This is a genomic window from Lacicoccus kunmingensis DSM 17847 (genome assembly GCF_059568765.1).
Map to the genome: position 1 here is coordinate 1 of NZ_JCANUC010000003.1, position 17,193 is coordinate 17,193.

Below are 17,193 nucleotides of genomic sequence, written 5' to 3' on the forward strand. Positions count from 1 at the left end.
AGCATCTAAGCATGAAGCCCCCCTCAAGATGAGATTTCCCCAATAGATCCCTCAGAGATGATGAGGTAGATAGGTTCGGCGTGTACGTATGGCAACATATTCAGCGGACGAATACTAATCGATCGACGACTTATTCAAAGATTTGTACCGTGTAGGTTAATACACTTGAATGTTTTGATTTGCTTCTATCCGGTTTTGAGTGTGACATCGTCGCATTCGTCAAGTGAACCATTGTCTGGTAGTGATGGCGGAGAGGCCACACCTGTTCCCATGCCGAACACAGTCGTTAAGCTCTCCAGCGCCGATGGTAGTTGGACTGACGTCCCGTTAGAGTAGGACGCTGCCAGGCAAACTTTTAGAGACCCTTTGCGGTCTCTTTTTTTATGGTTTAAACTAAAAATTTATATGTATCATTATTAAGAATGCCGGTCAAAGACAATTACTTTGATCGGCTTTGTGTTGTTATTTTTCCGATTTTCAACTTCTAATTTTGAAGTTAATATTCATCATTCTCACTTTTCGTATATTTTTACCAGCGTGTACATGATAATTTTTATGTGGTAACATTAAATGAATTTAAAATTATTGTCTGGGGGGAATAGCGATGGGATCTAAATCTAAAATAGCACTGATTTTAGGGGTGCTTGCGGGTATATTGTTACTGGCGGGTATAGGCGGCTTTGCTGCTTATCAATTCTTTGTGAACACGCCGAAGAATAGTTATCTTCTTGCTGAAAAAGGAGAAATTGATTATTTTACAGAAGTTATAGAAGATCGTTTTGAAAATGAATTGGAATGGTATGAGCAGACTCAGACCAATGCCGTGGAGTCGAGTTATACTTTGACTGCAGATGTTAATGACCCAAGCTTAAGCGATATGGGGCTTGAGCAGATGATTAACCAATCGGAAATCACTATGAAAACTCAGCTTGATAAAGAAAATGAATATTCATCAGCTGATATTTCAGGAGATATAACAGGTTTTGAATTTGAAGGTATATTTGGCTACATGGATGCTGATACAGCAGGTGTGACATTTCCATTTATCGAAGAGTATATCACTTTGAATGAAACCGATGCAGTTTCATTCTTTAACACTATTGAACCGGGGAGTATGGATGAGGATACAGAAGTTGATTATTCGGACTTCTTTACCAGCGGTTCTTTGAGTGAGGAAGATATAGAGTACATACAGGATGAATATACATCATTTATCCGCGAAGAGCTGCCTGATGACGCTTTCAGTTCCGAGAGTGAAGACATAACGGTAGGCGGAGAAGAAGTCAGTGCTGAAAAACTGACGATGGCATTGAGTGAAGAACAGATTCAGGAATTTTTAAGTCACTTGTATACGAAGCTTGCTGATGATGAAGAACTGGCTGAAATGCTCAGAGTGGAATTCATGGCAAGTACTTCTCCCGAAGAAGGAGAGGAACGCATCACTGATTTCAACGAGACATTGAGAGAAGCTGCTGAAGATGTTAAAGAGCAGGAATTTCCTGATGGTTTGACTTCAACAGTATGGACAAATGACGATCATATTGTTAAGCGTGATTTCAATGCAACATTTGTTGACTCAGGAGAAACCGTGCCAATTGAAATCACTGGTGAAAAAGTGGTGTCTGACGAAGGAGAAGAATATAACTATAAACTCTACTCTGAGGGCGAAGGCATCAATATAGAAGCAGCGCTGAATGAGTCTGAAGATGGCTCGAGTGACTATATCGAGTTCAGCGAGACCCTTAGCTCTGAAGTAGTCAGACTGGCAATGGACAAAACGACAGGAGACACGGATGAGACTAACATTCAGTTGGATTTCCCCGCAGGTTTCGAAGGTGAAACAGTATCGTTGTTCTGGGATATAGAGGGAACATATGAAGGCGATCAGATGTCAGGAAAGCATACATTATATGCGGATGACGGAGCGACTGTCTCAAAGGATAATTTCCAAGTAAACATTGACGTCACAGGTTCCACATTAAATGAAGTGGAAAAACCTGAAGCAGAAAGTACAGTTGATCTGGGCAGTATGGATGAACCGGAACTGGAGAGGTATTTCAATGAGTTCGGTGAGAAATTCACGGAATGGATAGGACAGAACTCAGCTGGCATGAATCAAGGATTTTAATAAAATGAATTGAAAGGGTGCATTAGCAATGAAAACATTGAAACATATATACGTTTTTATGGCTAATGACATCAATAGAATGAGGAGGAAGTGGCTATCACTTCCTCTTATTTATATTTCACCGTTAATATTTGTGGGACTGGTCATATGGATGGCATCATTATTTTTTATACCGGATGAAGAAGAACCGGTTTCTGTAGGTGTCGTCAACCTGGATGACAGTGATGAAACCAGTCAGATTGTGTCATTATTACTGGAAGCCACAGACATTGATGCGGGGCTCAATCTCGTCGGACTTGATGAGGCGGAAGCATTTAATCAGATTGAAGATGATGACATTGCTGCATACATCGTTTTCCCTGCGGAATTTTTCACCAAAATGATTCAGGGAGACGGGAGTCAGCTTAAAGTCGTCGGCAATCCAAACCGGATGCTGGAAAGTCATGTGGTCAATGAGATGATAGAGACAGTGGTCAGACATATCAGAAGTTCTCAGGCGAATATACTGACGATTAACGAATATGCTAAAAACTTTGGCATGGATGCAGAGGCGCGCGAAGAATTGATGCTGAATCAATTCATCAACTTTTTCCTGCAGACTTTATCAAGCGGGGCCATGATGGATGAGTCTGAAAGCACCCACCATATATCATCCGGCTATGAATATTTCATTGTCAACGGCATGTTTATCATCATAACGGTATGGGTTCTGATCACGCATCTGATCCTCATCCAGGATGTAAGGCCTGAACTAAGAAACAGAATGAAAATGTTCGGTGCCACATATATTTCTGAGGGTGCCGCTAAAATAATAATAACTTTTTTAATGACGTCTTTAATGAGTATTTTATTTTTATATATGGTTACCAGACTCAACGGTCTCTATACTATGGGTGAGAATTTTGTCCGGGTATTTGTACTGATCGGTTTATACATATTAGTGCTCACGATGATACTGCTGCTCATCGACTGGCTCATACCTTCATTTAAAGTGGATCTTCTGTCTAAGGTTGCGGCGCTGATCGCCGTATTGTTATTTGCGGGCGCGATAATACCGAGAATATATTTCCCAATATATATGGATGGCGTTTTTGATTATAGTTTCGGCTATCAGTCATTAAGCTGGATAGAAGATATTATGCTCGGCAGCCGGTTTTCATTTGAATCCGATGTCCTTCTTATTTCCATTCTTGTCTTATCGGCGCTGTTGATTGCTGCCGGCTTCTGGAAGGAGAGAAGACCCCAGTGAAAAAAATATTGATCACACGTTGGCTGCTGCTTAAGCCTGCACTTTGGAGAGTGCTGCTGTGGCTGTTTCTGCCACTGTTGCTGACCATTGTTATAACCGGCGCTGTCAATCAGACAAGTGATGATTTCAGAGTGCCTGTAGCCGTGGTCGTTGAAGGTGAACAAGGAGAAATAACAGATGATATTCTGAGTTCATTGGAAAGCAGTGAGTTTATCAGGCTTGATCAGTTTGAAGGCAGTGATGAAAATTATGTGCGCCATCAATTGGAACAGTATAATTATGACAGTGCTTTTATACTGACGGAAAATTTTGAAAGTAAAATATCTGATAACGATAGAGATGATTTAATAGAAGCGCATTATACAGACAGATCTTTATTTTATGTGCCGGTAAAAGAACAGCTGGCCTCGCTCATTCAGGAATATCTTGGAGCGTCGAGCGTCTATGAGGAAGTGTACTCGCTTCGTGATGAGTTCGCACCTGAGGCGCGCATTTCGGAACAGGAAATTGGCAATGCGATTGAAATCACCCAGGAAGAAAGCAATTTACTCACTCAGGAATTATCATTTCAGGATACGGAAGCCGCATATGATTATGAAGGGGTCTTGAATCCATGGATGATATGGGCATATACGACGATTATGCTGTCGATCTTTATGTTTGGTATGATTAATAAGGAGTATCACGGCAATATTTCCGACCGGTTCAAATTTACGACAATGTCACATCGGTCGTATTTATTATACAGCCTGACCATGTACACGTTCATTATGCTGTGTATCGATCTGCTGGCATATTTTCTGATCAATGGTATTTTTGATTCGAATATAAGTCTGATCGGCCTGTTTCTGTTCAGGATGTTCTGTAACATCATGGGTTTCATGCTGGCGGTGCTCGCCCGGAGTCCATTCGGTCTGTACAGGCTTGGCCTGATGGTGACGGTTGTATTGCTTTCACTGCACGCAGTGATGCCTCTTGCAGCGAATAGTGTGCAGTCGGCATATGAATACTTACATCCGGTGGAGTCTTTGATGACAGGGTCTGTTACTATCCTGCTGCCTGTTTTATTGTTGATGATTATCTTTTGGAAAGGACGTGATACTGTTGTTAAAAGTTGAAGCCTTGTATAAGAGTTATGGAAAAGATACAGTTCTGAAAGATTTCAATTTACAGGCGGACAGGGGAGAAATCATTGGTCTCGTCGGTGAAAACGGTGCAGGAAAGTCTACACTCCTCAGGATAATTGCAACATTGAACAGGCCGACGAGCGGAGAAGTTTATTTAGATGAGCACAGTTATAGAAAAAATTATAAAAAACTCAGGAAAAAAATAGGTTATGTGCCCCAGGAAGTAGAGTTGTGGGAAGAACTGACCGTCATGGAAAATATGCGTTTCTTTGCAGAACTTTCTCATGAAAATCGTTCAGTCCCTGATTTAAAAAAACTGCTGTCGGAGCTTCATCTCGAAAAATATGATACAAAAGTGAAACGCTTGTCAGGTGGTATGAAGCGGAAACTGAACTTGGCAATCAGTCTCATTCATGAACCGGAACTGTTGCTTTTGGATGAACCGACGGCAGGCATCGACCTGAAGTCCCGCATCGAAATAGGTAAGTTTTTAAAGGCACTGTCTGATAAAGGGACGTTGATTATTTATACATCACACGATATGACGGAAATCAAAGAACTATGTGACCGGACAATATTTATAGGGAAAGATCCATTTTATAAAAATATATTAACAGCTGATTAAAAAGGTGATGGAATGCGCTTAGTAAATAAGTTGAATGAATTAAGAAGAAGTGCGGCACTGTCCATGCATGTGCCCGGCCATAAAAATATGACTGTAGGGAACTTGGGCCGGCTGGACTGGACGGATGATATGACAGAAATTACAGGACTGGATGATCTGCATTCACCCGAGGATATTCTGCTTGAACTGAATGAATTTCTATCCGCTAAATATCCGGGATACCATGCACAGGCTGTGGTGAACGGTACGACCACGGGTATTTTATCCGCCATCTATGCCGTTAAAGATAAGGTGGATGGATTTCTGATTATCGATGATGCCCATAAATCTGTTTATCACGGTCTTGATCTTACCGGGGCATCGTATCAGAAGACATCCGCCGGTGATATATTAAAGTCGCCAGTTAAAAATAAAGCTCTCATCATTACATATCCGACTTACAGCGGCGACAGAGTGGAAAATTTGGAAGGAATCATTAAAGAAGCGGGAGTTGCAGGTGCCATTACCATAGTGGATGAAGCTCACGGTGCACATAATGATATCGCTCCGGGCTTCTTACCTTCAGCAATGAATTACGGTGCGGATATTGTTGTCCAGTCGTATCATAAGATGCTGCCCGCCCTCACTGGAGCATCAGTCGTGTTTACAAATGACCGGAAGCTGCACAGGACGATGATGAAATATATCGACTACTTTGAAACATCGAGCCCCTCCTATCTGATAATGGCATCGATTGAGCTTGCCCATCAGTTTTACAACGATTTTGTACATACTGAATTTTATGACAGAAGACGTGAAATGATAGATTATCTGAATGCGTTCGGTTTTATGGTCAAAGAAAGTGATGATCCCGCCAAAATCATTCTTAACAGAGAGGGGATATCGCCATATCAGTTATTTGAAATACTGGATGCGGCGGATATTTATTCAGAAATGGTGACGGATGAAGGTGTGTTATGGTGTCTGCCTTTGTTTCACCCGGGTCACAGCTATCCGCTGGGTTTATTGTTTGAAAGGTTGAAGAAATTATCATTTAATGTGCCGGAATCCATTGCCTCTAAGGATGAAGATTTAAGTTTTCTGATTGGAAAAGAAGCGGTGCGTACGGTAGTGCCTTACCCTCCCGGAGTGCCAATTATACACGTAGGTGAACATTTTACACATGACATCATTAAAACTATAATACACAAAAGATATTATCATGTTAAAATGGAAGGCATAGAAGACAATATTGAATGCTATAAAGTTGAGGATGACACATGACGATTTTTATTACTTTTGAAGGGCCTGAAGGCTCTGGTAAAACAACGATAATATCGATGCTGAGTGAAGCACTTAAAGATACAAATGAAGTGATGGTCACGCGTGAGCCGGGCGGTATTCCAATCAGTGAAAAAGTCAGGGATATACTGCTTGCCAATGAGAATGAAATGGACGGCCGTACAGAAGCATTGTTGTTCGCTGCAGCCAGACGTCAGCATCTGGTAGAGAAAGTTGTGCCGGCTCTGGATGATGGAAAGATTGTCTTATGCGACCGTTTCATAGACAGCTCACTCGCATATCAGGGCTATGCAAGAAATCTGGGCATTGATGAAATCATGCAGATCAATAAATTTGCCATTGAAAATCATATGCCGGATTTAACTATATATTTAAAGCTTTCACCGGAGATTGGACTTAAGAGAATTCAGGATAATGAGCGTGACAGCAATCGTCTGGATAAAGAAACGCTGGAGTTTCATAAAAATGTGGTATTGGGGTATAATAAGTTATCTGAAAATTATCCGGACCGCATCAAGGTCGTGGATGCAAATCAGAATATTGAAGATGTGTTCAAGGATACTTATAGTATAATAGAAAAATATATGAATCGTAGAGGTGACAAATCATGAAAATGGTAATAGCAATTGTGCAAGATCATGATAGCCAAAGACTGACAGATCGTCTGACAAAAGCAAACTTCAGAAATACCAAACTGGCATCTACAGGCGGGTTCCTGCGTGCAGGCAACACGACATTCCTTTGTGGTGTAGATGATGAGCGTGTAAATGATTTGCTGAATGTAATCGATGATACATGCGGTAACAGGGAACAGACAGTTGCACCTGTGACTCCGATGGGCGGCAATGCCGATTCCTATATTCCATATCCAGTGGAAGTCGAAGTGGGCGGCGCAACAGTGTTCGTACTACCTATCGAGCAATTTGAAAGATTTTAAAGTAAATATAGATGGATACTAAACAAACGACAGAAAGCTATCTTTTGAATGCAATTCAAAATAAACGGCTCAGTCACACATATATGTTCGAAGGTGATACTTTGGAGACATTGCGGAGATACAGTACGTTCTTCGCATTGAACATTTTCGGAGACACGCCCCGCAACCAGTCTTTGCTGGAAGAAGGAAACCACCCGGATTTTTATTACTTGAGAACTGATGAAAATTCGATCAAGAAAGAAGAAGTCAGTCAATTAATGCATGTGATGAACAACAAGCCGACCGAATCAGAGTATAAAGTCTATATCATAGAAGCTTTTGACAAGTTGACGCCGCAGGCTGAAAACAGTCTTCTGAAATTTTTGGAAGAACCGCCGGAGAAAACAATCGCAATTTTGCTGACGATAGATAAAAGCAATATTTTACCGACCATTCATTCCAGAGCGCAGCATGTGCATATCAAGGGTCAGAGCAGTGACCGTTTAAAGGAGCTGGATTACTTATCTGAAGCGGATCTGCAGACGATAGATGTTTTGTCTCTGAATGCACAGCATGTAAAAGATATCGGCGAGAATTTTACAAAGCTGCGGCGTTCAGCCGCAGAATTTTCATCCAAATGGATAAATGGCCATTCACTCGTGCTTCTGGATATTAAACCGATGCTGGATTTATGTGCTGAACGCCGTGACTATGCATTGCTTTTGCAATTGATAGACGGTTATGTACGCCAGGCCATGCATTCGAAGTTGAAGCTGGATATATTTGAGCCATTTAAAGACGACATCAAAGTGGAGAATTTCATCGGTGTCAATCATCTGACCGATATGCTGGATGAAATTGAACAGGCGAATAAGATGATCCAATTCAATGTACACCCAATGCTCGCATTTGAGGGAATGGTTATCATTTCGAAAGGTTGATGAATTATGATAAAACTCATGACTGCGACTCAATTAGATTACTTTAGTAATATTTATATAGATAGTAGTAAAGCATCTGTAAAAAGAGATGATTACATTATTGCCGAAACAAAACGCGGGAAAGAATTACTGCGCGTTGTAAAAGGCACATATGAAATATCAAAAGATAATATAGTTGAACCGGACGGTCAATTTATAAAGTTCGCAGAAGACAGCGAATTAAAAAAGTATCACGAAAATGAATCCAAAGCGATGGATGCATTACAATTTTGTAAAAAGTCAGTTGTGGAGGAAAAGCTTGATATGAATATCGTCAGTGCCATGTACACCCTTGACGATAAAAAGCTGATCTTTAAATTTACAGCAGATGAACGGGTGGACTTCAGATCACTCGTCAGAGTACTGGCGACACGTTTTAAAACACGGATTGAATTAAGACAGGTCGGTGTACGTGATGAAGCAAAATACTTAGGCGGCATCGGTCCCTGCGGACGGGCACATTGCTGTTCGACATTCCTCGGCGACTTCGTGCCGGTCAGCATCCAGATGGCTAAAAATCAGGATCTGTCCCTGTCACCGACAAAAATTTCCGGTGCCTGCGGCAGGCTGATGTGCTGCTTGAATTACGAAGATCAGTATTATGAAGATACAAGAAATAAAATGCCGGATGTCGGAGAAATGGTTGAAACACCGAATGGCAAAGGCAAAGTCATGGGCATGAACATTCTGGATCTGGTCATCCAGGTAAAATATAAGGATGACTATATACAGGAATATCATTATGATGAGCTGGAAGAGATGGCTTCCGGCGGTGGTGTTTCATAATGGACCGGGAGCAGCTTTTCAACCATATCAGTAAGCTTGAAAACGACCTTCAGAACATGCAGGAAAATCTTGAATCAATCAAGGTGCATGCCGTAAAGCTGGTTGAGGAAAATGTCAGCTTACAAATGGAAAAAGAACATTATGAAACATTGGTGAATAATGCCAAAGCTAAGCCTGATGCTTCATTCAAACAAAATACTTTAAAGAATTTGTATGATGAAGGATTCCATATTTGCAACGTACATTTTGGTACACACAGACATGGTGAAGAGTGTCTCTTCTGTCAGGGATTTATAAATCAATCATAACGAAGAAAAGCGGCGGATGCCGCTTTTCTTATGTCAACAGAGGTGAAGAAATTGCTAAAAGACGGTGAGAGACTGGATGAGCTTTTCCGTGAATCGATGAAGATCATACAGAGCAGAGCGGTATTTTCTTTTTCGGTAGATGCGCTTCTGCTCGCTGATTTCACGAAAATCACAAAACGTGATAATAAAATTATGGATTTATGTTCAGGTAACGGTATCATTCCACTGCTTCTTTCCCACCGGACGGAGAAGCCGATAGACGCTGTGGAGATACAGGAAGCGCTGGTTGATATGGCCGAACGTTCATTTGATCTGAATGAGAAATCATCCCAGCTGTCGATACATAATATTGATATTAAAAATATAACGTCACATTTTGAGCATTCATCATATGATGTCATTACGGTCAATCCGCCGTACTTCACAAATAATCAGCCGTTGAAAACACTCGGGCCGCACAGTATCGCAAGGCACGAAGTGATGATCGACCTGGAAGGTATCATTTCAGCCGCCCGCTACCTGATTAAAAATAAAGGCCGTCTTTATATGGTGCACCGCGCGGAGCGTAGCGAGGAAGTCACATATCAGCTGATGAAAAATGGATTCAGGGTTAAAAAGAAACAGTTCGTCTATAATGATCCGGGTGCTCGGACTGCAATGTTTGTCGTTCTGGAAGCGGCGTTTCATTCCCAGGCTTATGTCGATATTCTGCCGCCATTCTATATATACGGTCCGGACAATGAGTACTCGAAGGAAATGCTTGAGGTCTACCATGGTTAATTATTATATTTATATTGTCGAATGCAATGACGGTAGCCTTTATACCGGTTATGCGAGAGATGTCGTAGCCAGGGTGAAAAAACACAATCTTGGCATGGGAGCTAAATATACCCGCAACAGGCGTCCGGTGAAACTGAAATACCAGGAAATTTTTGATTCTAAGAGTGATGCGATGAAAAGAGAGATACAGATCAAAAAACTTTCACGGCGTGAGAAATTGATTTTGATTGAAGGAGGAAAATCATGAACCTTTATATAACCGGCACACCACTGGGGAATCTGGATGATATGAGTGTCCGGGCGGTCCGGACATTGAAAGAAGCGGATACCATTTTGTGCGAGGACACGAGATTGACCCGTAAATTGACAAATCACTTTGAAATATCCACGCCGCTCCGTTCATATCACGATTATAATAAAGATCAGGTTGAGGATGAAATCATTGAAGAGATGAAAGAGGGAAAGACTTTTGCGCTTGTCAGTGATGCGGGGATGCCGGTCATTTCGGATCCGGGTTATGAACTCATACGGAAAATGCAGGAGACGGACTTGGAATATGTAATCATTCCTTCTGCGTCTGCATTCACTCTTGCATTGGTGGCAAGCGGCATTCCTTCATTTGAGTTTACATTCTTCGGGTTTCTGCCTAAAACAGGGAGCAAGAAAAATGATAAATTGAAGCAGATCATGTTTCATCCCCACACTTCTGTATTATATGAATCCCCGCATAAGTTGAGACAGACGATTAAAAGTATGATGGAGATTGATGAGGGACGGGAAGTGAGTATCTCAAGGGAAATCACTAAAAAATTCGAGCAGCACCGCCGGGGGACTGTCAGGGAAATTTATGAAATGCTGGATTCGGCAATTCCTTTAAAAGGTGAGTTTGTCATTGTCATCAAAGGATATGAGGAAGATGCCATGGTCAGTGATATGCCGATTAAAGAGCATGTGAAGCAATTTATAGAAGAGGGTATGAAACCGACAAAAGCAATTAAAATGGTTGCTGATATAAAAGGTATGAAAAAGCAGGAAGTCTATGATATTTATCACGAAGACAAAGAAGGGTAAAAAGGTAAAAAAAAACCGAAAATCAGAAGATTTTCGGCATCAATTTTTAATCATCAGACATTTTATCCTGAATCTCTTTTATAAGCATGTTGGCGCCTTCTTCACTTAAAATGATCCGGCCTTCAGCCAGTCTCATGTTTTTATCTGAGACATCGCCAGTAATATCACAAGTCATAGATGGTTTATACTTCTTCAGAATGATCGTATCATCATCCGTATAGATTTCTAAAGCATCCTTTACTTCGATATCGAGAATGCGTCGCAACTCAATAGGGATGACTACACGACCTAACTCATCGACTTTACGCACGATACCAGTTGACTTCATATGAGTTCCTCCTTACTATGTTCCTCATGAAGATTCTAAGTTGTGGTTTTGGGAATTATATTGTTAAGACTCTACTTTCATAATTAAGCTTATTAATATATAAAGAAAAATACATCTTTTTTTGTTTAAAAATGGTAGGTCTTAAGATACAAATGATTATAGCACAAAAGGATTTCAAGTTGCCAACAATTATACAACGGCAATTGAAAATCACTGCAAAATTAGATATATTTAACTAATGAACAATTAGGAGGCAATGGCATGGAAAAACCAACTTTTTATATAACAACGCCAATATATTATCCAAGTGGGAAGCTGCACATTGGAAATGCGTATACAACTATCGCATGTGATGTTATGGCGAGATATAAGCGCATGCGCGGATATGACGTTTATTATTTAACAGGTGCTGATGAACATGGTCAGAAAATAGAGAATAAAGCCGAAAAAATGGATGTGTCTCCTCAAAAGTATGTCGATGGTATGGCCGAAGACATGAAGAAGCTGTGGTCGCTGCTGGAAATCACACATGATCAGTTCATTCGGACAACGGATGATTTTCATAAAAAAGCGGTTCAGAAGATCTTTGAACAGCTGTTGGCACAAGGCGACATCTACCTTGGTGAATATGAAGGATGGTATTCCGTCGAAGATGAAGAGTTCTTTACAGAATCCCAACTGGCTGAAGTGTACAGGGATGATAACGGCAAGATGACAGGCGGCGTGGCGCCGAGCGGTCATGAAGTCGAGCTGCTTAAAGAGGAAAGCTACTTCTTTAAGATGAGCAAGTACGCGGATCGTCTTGTACAGTATTATGAAGACAATCCTGAATTCATCCAGCCTGCTTCACGTAAAAATGAGATGTTGAACAACTTCATCAAGCCCGGGCTCGAGGATCTGGCAGTTTCCAGAACAACATTTGACTGGGGGATTCCGGTTAAATCAAACCCGGAGCACGTCGTCTATGTGTGGATAGATGCACTGACGAACTATATCACTGCACTGGGCTATGGTTCGGAAGATGAAACTTTATTTCGTAAGTATTGGCCGGCCGACGTCCAGATGATTGGTAAGGAAATCGTCAGGTTCCATGCAATTTACTGGCCGGTAATGTTGATGGCGCTCGATCTGCCACTGCCTAAAAAACTGATGGGCCACGGATGGCTGTTAATGAAAGACGGCAAGATGTCCAAATCCAAAGGTAATGTCATCTATCCAAATACTTTAGTTGAAAGATACGGCCTTGATGCACTCCGCTACTATCTGATGAGAGAAGTGCCGTTCGGTTCGGACGGTGTGTTCACACCGGAGTCATTTGTGGACCGCACAAACTTCGACCTTGCAAATGACCTCGGAAACCTAGTCAACCGTACGCTTTCCATGATCAATAAATATTTTGACGGAGAGCTGCCCGCATATCAAGGTCATATAAATGAATTTGACGCGAGCCTTGAATCTGTCGTCAAAGAAAACGTCCAGGCCTATGAAGATGCTATGGAATCTTTGGAATTCAATAAAGCACTCAGAGCAACATGGACAATCATCAGCCGTACGAATAAGTATATTGATGAAACAACGCCGTGGGTACTGGCTAAAGATGAAAGTAAAAAAGAAGAGCTCGGCAATGTGATGGTACATCTGGCTGAGAATATCCGTATTGCAGCGATTCTTCTGAAACCTTATCTGCCTCATGGACCGAAAGAAATTTTCAGACAGCTGAATATAGTCGATGAAACACTTGAAGAGTATGATTCAATCAAGACATACGGCCGTATCCAGGTGGATGGAAAAGTCATCAATAAACCGAAGCCGATCTATCCACGTCTTGATGTCGAAAGTGAAGTTGAGCATATTAAGAATTCAATGAAGCCGCCTAAACAAGAAGATGAGGAAGAGCAGGAAGATTTAACTGCAGGACGCATTAATATCGATGACTTTGACAAAGTCGAAATTAAAGCCGGTACAATCATCAACGCCGAAGGGGTTAAAAAAGCGGATAAACTGCTGAAAATTCAGGTGGACCTGGGTGAAGAGAAGCGCCAGATTGTCTCAGGCATCAGGGAGCAGTATGAACCTGAAGATATCATCGGTAAAAAAGTGCTGGTTGTAACGAATCTTGAGCCGGTTAAATTACGCGGTGAGTTGTCAGAAGGTATGATTTTGACAGCAGAAAAAGAAAATCGTCTGACACTGATCAGCGTCCCTGATGGTATAGAAAACGGCAGCATTGTTAAATAAGGAGTGATTTCTTTTGCTGATTGATACACATGTACATTTGAATGCAGATCATTATGATGAAGATCTGGATGAAGTGATTGAGCGTGCGAGAGATGCCGGTATAGAGAAAATGGTCGTTGTCGGCTTTGACCGTAAAACGATCGAACGGACGATGAAGCTGATTGATGAACATTCGGATGTCTACGGTGTCATCGGCTGGCATCCTGTAGATGCTGTAGATTGTACCGATGAAGATCTCGAATGGATAGAAGAATTATCAAAACATGAAAAGATTGTCGGCATCGGTGAAACCGGGCTGGATTATCATTGGGAAAAATCCCCGAAGGACATTCAAAAAGAAGTGTTCAGAAAGCAGATTGCCCTGGCAAAGCGGGTAAATCTGCCGATCATCATTCATAACAGAGAGTCCACCGAAGACTGTGTAGAAGTTTTGAAAGAAGAAAATGCCGGAGAAATCGGCGGTATCATGCATGCATTCAGTGCAGATGAAAATGTCGCAGACGAAATCCTCGACATGAACTTTTATATCTCACTCGGCGGACCTGTCACTTTTAAAAATGCACAACTGCCGAAAGATATTGCAGTTCATGTGCCGCTTGAAAAACTGCTGGTGGAAACGGACGCACCGTTTTTGACACCGCACCCATACCGGGGTAAGCGGAATGAACCTTCATATGTCAAACTGGTTGCTGAAAAAATAGCAGAACTGAGAAATATGCCTTATGAAGCATTTGCCAAAGCGACGACGGAAAATGCTGAAAGGCTGTTCAACTTTAAGTGATGAAGCTGAGAGATTCTCTCAGCTTTTTTTATTAAAAATAAATTGATAAGTGCTGTGAAATATTATGTTATGATAATGGCCAAAGGAGTTAACTTATGGATAAGCCAGTAATAAATGAAGTAATAATAGTTGAGGGCCGGGACGATACCCGCAGGTTAAAGGAAGCATTAATCTGCGAGACGATAGAAACGAACGGCTCAGCTATCAATGAAAGAGTCATGCAGGAAATTGAAGTGGCGATGTCCACCCGGGGTGCTATCATCTTAACGGATCCCGACTTTCCGGGACATAAAATCAGAAATGCCATATTGGAAAGGTTTCCTGATATAAAAGAAGCTTTCATTTCGAGGAAAGCTGCGACGAGTAAACGGGGTATCGGAATCGAACATGCTTCGATTGAAGCCATTCGAAGTGCTCTTGAAAATGTACTTGTCAATCATCAGGTGCGGACTGAAGAAATATCGGTACAGGATATGCAGTTCTGGCGTTTGAGCGGTATCGGCGATTCGAAAGCCCGGCGGGAATATTTAACCCAGCAATTGAATATCGGCTATGCGAATGCAAAACAACTGAGAAATAAACTGAACAGGTACAGAATAGAGAAGGACAGAGTGACGGCTATACTGTCAGAGTTGGAAGAGGATGAATGATATGAAAGATATCGCAACAGTATCAAGAACTAAAGAAATATTACAAACACACGGTTTCACTTTCAAGAAAAGCCTGGGGCAAAATTTTCTGATTGATGCAAATGTCATACATAAAGTGCTGGATCGTGCAGACGTCAATGAAGATACGGCGGTGATTGAAGTCGGACCGGGCATCGGCTCACTGACTGAACAGATTGCCAAAAGAGCAGGGAAAGTGGTTGCCTATGAAATTGATCAGAGATTGATTCCGGTACTGAATGATACGCTGTCACCTTACAGCAACGTTAAGATTATAAATGCGGATATTTTGAAGGCGGATGTCGGGGCTATGATGGAGGAAGAACTGGCCTCGTTCAAAGAAGCAGTGGTCATTGCTAATCTTCCGTACTATATCACAACGCCGATTCTGATGAACTTCCTGATGCAGAAACTGCCGATAGACCGTTATTATGTGATGATGCAAAAAGAAGTCGGCGAACGCATCAGTGCTGAACCGAGTACCAAAGCATATGGTTCATTATCCATTGCCATCGACTATTATACAGATGCCAAAACGGTTCAAAATGTACCGAAGGCTGTATTTATGCCGGCTCCGAATGTCGATTCAATTATAGTGGAAATGAAAACAAGGAAAGAGCCGAAAGTGGCAGTGGCGGATGAAGAGAAGTTCTTTAAGCTCACGAGAGGTGCGTTTGTCCAGAGGAGAAAAACAATACTTAATAATTATCTGTCTCTGTTTGAGGATGGGAAGAAGCATAAACTTGAGATAAACGAGCTTCTGAATGATGCAGAAATTGACCCAAGAAGACGCGGGGAAAGTTTATCGATTGAAGATTTTGCGGCTATTTACCGTAAGTTAGAAAATTTTCCGAGCTTAAAGTTCGTGTAAGGGCGGCTGATTTCAACGAATTTTTGACAAAGTTATGTAAACTTGCTATAATAGACCTAGTGAGGTGGGCCAAATGCCAAAATCTTTAGTCGACATCAAAAAGATTCTTGATTGTCAATTAGGTAATCGCGTTATTCTTCGTGCCAACGGAGGCCGTAAGAAGTTAATAGAAAGACATGGTATTCTGAGAGAAACATATCCTTCTATTTTCGTAGTAGAGCTTGATCAAGAAGAACATAATTTTGAAAGAGTGTCATATACATACACTGATGTATTGACATCCAATGTTGAAATGACTTTCGTCAATGAGCAGAGTGAAGCATTTGTAATCCAATAAGATCGGTAATGGCTGGTACAGACTCAGCCAAACATAAAATAAGGTGGGAAATCGTGTGCATACGATTTCCCACCTTATTTTTTACTTAAATTGTGTATCTACTGGTCTCCCGCACCTTTGGAATCATGTGCACCGACTTTGGCAAGATTGACTTCACCATCGCTGATGCTGAAACTGATCTGACTGCCATCTTCGAAATAGAAGTACATGCCGTTTCCTTCATCATCCAAATAAGACTCATCCTCGGGTTCCCCATAAACATTTTCAAGATCTTCAGTAGAAATGGCGCCTTCATTTACAGGAAATTCAGCCTGTGTCGCGGCACCATCTTCATTAATGTGCAGTGTCTGGTCATAAACTTCAACAATCTCATGATACTCGCTGTCGAAATAGGCATCCGGGTCAGCGTTGACATCATAACCGTTCAACGTGAAGTTGTTATCGGACAAACCTTTGAGGAAGGCTTCATCCAGGAGGAACGAAGCATCATCCTGGAAACCTGTATGCCCTTCGTATTCATAGTAATAATCATTTTCTTTGACGTCTTTCTCAGTCACTTCCTCAGCTTGAGTTGTCAAATCGGTCGTGTTTACTGCTGCGAATGTTCCAAGTGCAAAAGTTGCTGCAAGCCCTGCTTTTGCCAAACGTTTCATAGTAAAACCACTCCTAATTATTTTTAATTCGACGTTTCTGCAAGTTAACATCCTGGTATGATTTTT

The 17,193-nt window shown here is 41.5% G+C and carries 20 protein-coding genes and 2 rRNA genes; 20 read left to right on the plus strand and 2 right to left on the minus strand.

Annotated elements, in window-relative coordinates; translation table 11 throughout:
* The 15 genes from BO48_RS04090 to rsmI all read left to right on the plus strand — a co-directional run.
* A 23S ribosomal RNA gene (locus tag BO48_RS04090) occupies window positions 1-138 on the plus strand; the annotation flags it as partial.
* A gap of 96 nt (window positions 139-234) precedes the next feature.
* Window positions 235-349, plus strand: a 5S ribosomal RNA gene (gene rrf / locus BO48_RS04095).
* Window positions 350-604: 255 nt separating this feature from the next.
* Window positions 605-2,128, plus strand: coding sequence for a hypothetical protein (locus tag BO48_RS04100; RefSeq protein ID WP_496366150.1), 1,524 nt, complete (start codon window positions 605-607; stop codon window positions 2,126-2,128).
* A 79-nt stretch (window positions 2,129-2,207) separates the two neighbouring features.
* Complete coding sequence (locus tag BO48_RS04105) at window positions 2,208-3,377, plus strand: ABC transporter permease (protein WP_496366422.1); 1,170 nt, start codon at window positions 2,208-2,210, stop codon at window positions 3,375-3,377.
* On the plus strand, window positions 3,374-4,495 hold the full coding sequence (locus BO48_RS04110; RefSeq protein WP_496366151.1) for a hypothetical protein: 1,122 nt from the start codon (window positions 3,374-3,376) through the stop codon (window positions 4,493-4,495). The genes BO48_RS04105 and BO48_RS04110 overlap by 4 nt, the downstream gene beginning before the upstream one ends.
* On the plus strand, window positions 4,482-5,129 hold the full coding sequence (locus tag BO48_RS04115; RefSeq protein ID WP_496366152.1) for an ABC transporter ATP-binding protein: 648 nt from the start codon (window positions 4,482-4,484) through the stop codon (window positions 5,127-5,129). The genes BO48_RS04110 and BO48_RS04115 overlap by 14 nt, the downstream gene beginning before the upstream one ends.
* Window positions 5,130-5,141: 12 nt before the next feature.
* On the plus strand, window positions 5,142-6,392 hold the full coding sequence (locus BO48_RS04120) for an aminotransferase class I/II-fold pyridoxal phosphate-dependent enzyme (RefSeq protein ID WP_496366153.1): 1,251 nt from the start codon (window positions 5,142-5,144) through the stop codon (window positions 6,390-6,392).
* Complete coding sequence (gene tmk / locus BO48_RS04125) at window positions 6,389-7,021, plus strand: dTMP kinase (RefSeq protein WP_496366154.1); 633 nt, start codon at window positions 6,389-6,391, stop codon at window positions 7,019-7,021. The genes BO48_RS04120 and tmk overlap by 4 nt, the downstream gene beginning before the upstream one ends.
* Complete coding sequence (darA, locus tag BO48_RS04130) at window positions 7,018-7,347, plus strand: cyclic di-AMP receptor DarA (protein WP_052254999.1); 330 nt, start codon at window positions 7,018-7,020, stop codon at window positions 7,345-7,347. Before tmk ends, darA begins: the two co-directional genes overlap by 4 nt.
* Window positions 7,348-7,358: 11 nt before the next feature.
* Window positions 7,359-8,267: a DNA polymerase III delta subunit-related protein gene (locus BO48_RS04135; RefSeq protein ID WP_496366155.1), complete on the plus strand. Its 909-nt coding sequence runs from the start codon at window positions 7,359-7,361 to the stop codon at window positions 8,265-8,267.
* 6 nt (window positions 8,268-8,273) lie between these two features.
* On the plus strand, window positions 8,274-9,092 hold the full coding sequence (locus tag BO48_RS04140; RefSeq protein ID WP_496366156.1) for a PSP1 domain-containing protein: 819 nt from the start codon (window positions 8,274-8,276) through the stop codon (window positions 9,090-9,092).
* Entirely contained in the window at window positions 9,092-9,400 is a 309-nt protein-coding gene (locus BO48_RS04145) for an initiation-control protein YabA (protein WP_052254996.1), read from the plus strand. The genes BO48_RS04140 and BO48_RS04145 overlap by 1 nt, the downstream gene beginning before the upstream one ends.
* Before the next feature lie 42 nt (window positions 9,401-9,442).
* The gene (locus tag BO48_RS04150; RefSeq protein ID WP_496366157.1) at window positions 9,443-10,180 is read left to right on the plus strand and encodes a tRNA1(Val) (adenine(37)-N6)-methyltransferase; all 738 of its coding nucleotides are present in this window, start codon (window positions 9,443-9,445) and stop codon (window positions 10,178-10,180) included.
* The gene (locus BO48_RS04155; protein ID WP_496366158.1) at window positions 10,173-10,427 is read left to right on the plus strand and encodes a GIY-YIG nuclease family protein; all 255 of its coding nucleotides are present in this window, start codon (window positions 10,173-10,175) and stop codon (window positions 10,425-10,427) included. Before BO48_RS04150 ends, BO48_RS04155 begins: the two co-directional genes overlap by 8 nt.
* A complete protein-coding gene (gene rsmI, locus BO48_RS04160) occupies window positions 10,424-11,251 on the plus strand; it encodes a 16S rRNA (cytidine(1402)-2'-O)-methyltransferase (RefSeq protein WP_496366159.1) in 828 nt (275 codons plus the stop codon). Before BO48_RS04155 ends, rsmI begins: the two co-directional genes overlap by 4 nt.
* Before the next feature lie 46 nt (window positions 11,252-11,297).
* Here the strand turns inward: rsmI and BO48_RS04165 are convergent, their stop codons facing one another.
* Window positions 11,298-11,579 (minus strand): AbrB/MazE/SpoVT family DNA-binding domain-containing protein, encoded by a 282-nt coding sequence (locus tag BO48_RS04165; RefSeq protein WP_052254992.1) that lies wholly within the window; start codon window positions 11,577-11,579, stop codon window positions 11,298-11,300.
* Between the two features lie 261 nt (window positions 11,580-11,840).
* On the opposite strand from BO48_RS04165, the gene metG reads away from it, so the two are divergent.
* From metG to BO48_RS04190, 5 genes are all read left to right on the plus strand, one after another.
* Window positions 11,841-13,817, plus strand: a complete 1,977-nt coding sequence (gene metG, locus BO48_RS04170; protein ID WP_496366160.1) for a methionine--tRNA ligase — start codon at window positions 11,841-11,843, stop codon at window positions 13,815-13,817.
* Window positions 13,818-13,830: 13 nt separating this feature from the next.
* The gene (locus BO48_RS04175; protein ID WP_496366161.1) at window positions 13,831-14,598 is read left to right on the plus strand and encodes a TatD family hydrolase; all 768 of its coding nucleotides are present in this window, start codon (window positions 13,831-13,833) and stop codon (window positions 14,596-14,598) included.
* Window positions 14,599-14,693: 95 nt separating this feature from the next.
* Window positions 14,694-15,248, plus strand: coding sequence for a ribonuclease M5 (gene rnmV, locus BO48_RS04180; RefSeq protein ID WP_496366162.1), 555 nt, complete (start codon window positions 14,694-14,696; stop codon window positions 15,246-15,248).
* Complete coding sequence (gene rsmA, locus BO48_RS04185; protein ID WP_496366163.1) at window positions 15,241-16,137, plus strand: 16S rRNA (adenine(1518)-N(6)/adenine(1519)-N(6))-dimethyltransferase RsmA; 897 nt, start codon at window positions 15,241-15,243, stop codon at window positions 16,135-16,137. Before rnmV ends, rsmA begins: the two co-directional genes overlap by 8 nt.
* Window positions 16,138-16,210: 73 nt before the next feature.
* A complete protein-coding gene (locus BO48_RS04190; protein WP_052254987.1) occupies window positions 16,211-16,474 on the plus strand; it encodes a Veg family protein in 264 nt (87 codons plus the stop codon).
* A gap of 98 nt (window positions 16,475-16,572) precedes the next feature.
* Here the strand turns inward: BO48_RS04190 and isaB are convergent, their stop codons facing one another.
* Entirely contained in the window at window positions 16,573-17,127 is a 555-nt protein-coding gene (gene isaB, locus BO48_RS04195) for an immunodominant staphylococcal antigen IsaB family protein (RefSeq protein WP_496366164.1), read from the minus strand.
* Between the last annotated feature and the right edge of the window lie 66 nt (window positions 17,128-17,193).

What these genes read in the sequence shown, in the direction of transcription:
- tmk (WP_496366154.1), top strand. Translation starts at nt 6,389, where the DNA reads ATGACGATTTTTATTACTTTTGAAGGGCCTGAAGGCTCTGGTAAAACA.
- BO48_RS04105 (WP_496366422.1), top strand. Translation starts at nt 2,208, where the DNA reads ATGAGGAGGAAGTGGCTATCACTTCCTCTTATTTATATTTCACCGTTA.
- BO48_RS04135 (WP_496366155.1), top strand. Translation starts at nt 7,359, where the DNA reads ATGGATACTAAACAAACGACAGAAAGCTATCTTTTGAATGCAATTCAA.
- rsmA (WP_496366163.1), top strand. Translation starts at nt 15,241, where the DNA reads ATGAATGATATGAAAGATATCGCAACAGTATCAAGAACTAAAGAAATA.
- rsmI (WP_496366159.1), top strand. Translation starts at nt 10,424, where the DNA reads ATGAACCTTTATATAACCGGCACACCACTGGGGAATCTGGATGATATG.
- BO48_RS04140 (WP_496366156.1), top strand. Translation starts at nt 8,274, where the DNA reads ATGATAAAACTCATGACTGCGACTCAATTAGATTACTTTAGTAATATT.
- rnmV (WP_496366162.1), top strand. Translation starts at nt 14,694, where the DNA reads ATGGATAAGCCAGTAATAAATGAAGTAATAATAGTTGAGGGCCGGGAC.
- metG (WP_496366160.1), top strand. Translation starts at nt 11,841, where the DNA reads ATGGAAAAACCAACTTTTTATATAACAACGCCAATATATTATCCAAGT.
- BO48_RS04155 (WP_496366158.1), top strand. Translation starts at nt 10,173, where the DNA reads ATGGTTAATTATTATATTTATATTGTCGAATGCAATGACGGTAGCCTT.
- BO48_RS04100 (WP_496366150.1), top strand. Translation starts at nt 605, where the DNA reads ATGGGATCTAAATCTAAAATAGCACTGATTTTAGGGGTGCTTGCGGGT.
- BO48_RS04120 (WP_496366153.1), top strand. Translation starts at nt 5,142, where the DNA reads ATGCGCTTAGTAAATAAGTTGAATGAATTAAGAAGAAGTGCGGCACTG.
- BO48_RS04145 (WP_052254996.1), top strand. Translation starts at nt 9,092, where the DNA reads ATGGACCGGGAGCAGCTTTTCAACCATATCAGTAAGCTTGAAAACGAC.
- BO48_RS04165 (WP_052254992.1), bottom strand. Translation starts at nt 11,579, where the DNA reads ATGAAGTCAACTGGTATCGTGCGTAAAGTCGATGAGTTAGGTCGTGTA.
- BO48_RS04190 (WP_052254987.1), top strand. Translation starts at nt 16,211, where the DNA reads ATGCCAAAATCTTTAGTCGACATCAAAAAGATTCTTGATTGTCAATTA.
- isaB (WP_496366164.1), bottom strand. Translation starts at nt 17,127, where the DNA reads ATGAAACGTTTGGCAAAAGCAGGGCTTGCAGCAACTTTTGCACTTGGA.
- darA (WP_052254999.1), top strand. Translation starts at nt 7,018, where the DNA reads ATGAAAATGGTAATAGCAATTGTGCAAGATCATGATAGCCAAAGACTG.